Origin of the sequence: Caballeronia sp., assembly GCF_049581465.1 — a bacterium.
Taxonomy (GTDB): domain Bacteria; phylum Pseudomonadota; class Gammaproteobacteria; order Burkholderiales; family Burkholderiaceae; genus Caballeronia.
The window spans coordinates 1-2,382 of record NZ_JBAUSA010000434.1 but is presented as its reverse complement, the minus strand read 5'-3'; the positions used below and the strand labels follow the sequence as shown (position 1 = coordinate 2,382).

Below are 2,382 nucleotides of genomic sequence, written 5' to 3'. Positions count from 1 at the left end.
CGACAAAGGCCACGATGCCGCGTTCATTGACCGCCTGACGCTGTCCGATAAAGCCTTGAACACGATGGTCGAAGGCTTGCGGCAGGTCGCTTCGCTGGCGGACCCCATCGGCGAAATCAGCGGTCTCAAGTTTCGTCCGAGCGGCATTCAGGTGGGCCAGATGCGTGTACCGCTGGGCGTGATCGGGATCATCTACGAATCGCGGCCGAACGTGACGATCGACGCCGCAGCACTCTGTCTCAAATCCGGCAACGCGGCCATTCTGCGCGGCGGTTCCGAGGCGCTTGAATGCAACTCGGCGCTCGCGAAACTGATCGCTGAAGGGTTGGACGCGGCCGGCTTGCCGCAGGACGCGGTGCAGGTCGTGGCGACAGCAGATCGCGCGGCGGTGGGCAAGCTGATCACCATGACCGAATACGTCGATGTGATCGTACCGCGAGGCGGCAAGAGCCTGATCGCGCGCCTGATGGAAGAAGCGCGCGTGCCCATGATCAAGCACCTGGACGGCATCTGCCACGTCTATGTGGACGACCGCGCGGATCTGGCGAAAGCGCTCAACGTGTGCGACAACGCCAAAACGCATCGATACGGAACGTGCAATACCATGGAAACGCTGCTGGTCGCAAAGGGCATCGCGGCGCAGGCGCTGCCGTCGCTGGCGAAGGCGTTCAGGGCAAAGGACGTGGAGTTGCGGGTGGACGCGGCTGCGCGCGCCGTACTGCAGGAAACCGGATACGACGGTCTCCTTAACGATGCGACCGAAGCCGACTGGAGCACCGAGTACCTCGCGCCCATCTTGTCGATCAAGGTGGTGAACGACCTGGACGAAGCCATCGAACACATCAACACGTACAGCTCGAATCACACCGACGCCATTGTCACCGAGGACCACGACCGCGCCATGCGCTTCCTTCGCGAAGTCGATTCGGCGAGCGTGATGGTCAACGCATCGACGCGTTTCGCCGATGGTTTCGAATTCGGCCTTGGCGCGGAGATCGGCATTTCAAACGACAAACTGCACGCGCGTGGTCCGGTCGGCCTGGATGGTTTGACATCGATGAAATACGTCGTGTTAGGCCACGGCGAGACGCGCCAATAATCGGCGCCAATAAAGCGAGAAGAAAACCACGATGCTCTGGATCAAATCGCTGCACATAGTATTAGTCGCTTCGTGGTTCGCCGGCCTGTTCTACCTGCCGCGCATCTTCGTCAATCTCGCGATGGAAACCGAGCCCGCGGCCATTGGCCGCTTGCTGAAGATGGCGCGCAAGCTGTTTCGCTTCATGACGTTCATCGCCGTGCCGGCGTTGGCGTGTGGCTTGTGGCTGTTGCTGGTGGTTGGCATTGGTCGAGGCCAGGGCTGGATGCACGCGAAGCTCGGCATTGTCGGCCTGATCATCGTTTATCACGCGTATTGCGGCGTTCTGCTGGGTCGGTTCGAGCGCGGCGAGAATACGCGCTCGGACAAGTGGTATCGCATGTTCAACGAGTTGCCGGTCCTCGGGTTGCTCGGGGCGACGCTTTTGGTTGTTATCAAGCCGTTCTAAGCGTGGTGCAGGCGTTCCCAGCCTGTATTCGCCGTGGTAATGATCTGTTTCACGAGGTCAGCCGAGGTCTCGACAATTGCATATTCGTCCTGTCCCGGTCCGCCCATCTTTACGCGTTCATTTCTGTAGTGCATGCCGCTGGCAAACGGCGCGCGACCCGAGGTGTGATATTCGACGCAGCCGGTTTCGGCGATCAATTGCGCAATATTGTCAAGCCGCACGCCTGCCCCCGGCATGACCACGAGCCGCTCCCCCGCGGCCACGCGCAATTTGCCGATCAACGCGGCGCCTTCGGGTGCGCTGGCTTCCTGGCCGGAGGTGAGGAGACGGTTGCAGCCTGCGTCGATAATGTCTTCCAGCGCCTTGAACGGATCGCGCGCTACGTCAAACGCGCGGTGGAAGGTGACGGGTATGGGCGCGGCCAGTTCGACCAGTCGTTGGGTACGGCGCACGTCGATATCGCCGTCGGCGGTGAGCAGTCCGATCACCACACCATCGACACCCAGCTTTTTGCAGGCTACGACGTCGCGCTCCATCACGTCGAATTCGACGTCGGAATACAGGAAGTCGCCGCCGCGGGGACGGATGATCACGTTTAGCGGTATCGACAGCTTGTCCCGCGCGCTGGCGATGGCGCCATAGGACGGCGTGGTGCCGCCTTCCAGCAGGTTGTCGCAAAACTCGACACGGCCCGCGCCGCCTTCTTGCGCCGCCAGGCACGAGGTGACAGAACCGGCACATATTTCCAGCAGAACAGGGGACTTGGACATGCGATGGGTTTTCCTGGATAAGGCCTAGCCTTGCAGCATAAAGCACATACGGCACGCGCGGCCTG

At 61.2% G+C, this 2,382-nt stretch carries 3 protein-coding genes; 2 read left to right on the top strand and 1 reads right to left on the bottom strand.

The genetic code is table 11. The features are described 5' to 3' along the window. On the top strand, nucleotides 1–1,099 hold a 1,099-nt coding region (locus tag WCA53_RS10870), incomplete at its 5' end, for a glutamate-5-semialdehyde dehydrogenase (protein ID WP_423909081.1). Between the two features lie 31 nt (nucleotides 1,100–1,130). Beyond that, nucleotides 1,131–1,547 carry a CopD family protein gene (locus tag WCA53_RS10865; protein ID WP_423909078.1) on the top strand — a complete coding sequence of 139 codons (417 nt, stop codon included), beginning with the start codon at nucleotides 1,131–1,133 and terminating at the stop codon, nucleotides 1,545–1,547. Here WCA53_RS10865 and WCA53_RS10860 read toward each other — a convergent pair. Further along, the gene (locus WCA53_RS10860; RefSeq protein ID WP_423909075.1) at nucleotides 1,544–2,317 is read right to left on the bottom strand and encodes a copper homeostasis protein CutC; all 774 of its coding nucleotides are present in this window, start codon (nucleotides 2,315–2,317) and stop codon (nucleotides 1,544–1,546) included. The two genes, WCA53_RS10865 and WCA53_RS10860, sit on opposite strands and share 4 nt — an antisense overlap. Nucleotides 2,318–2,382: the final 65 nt, after the last annotated feature.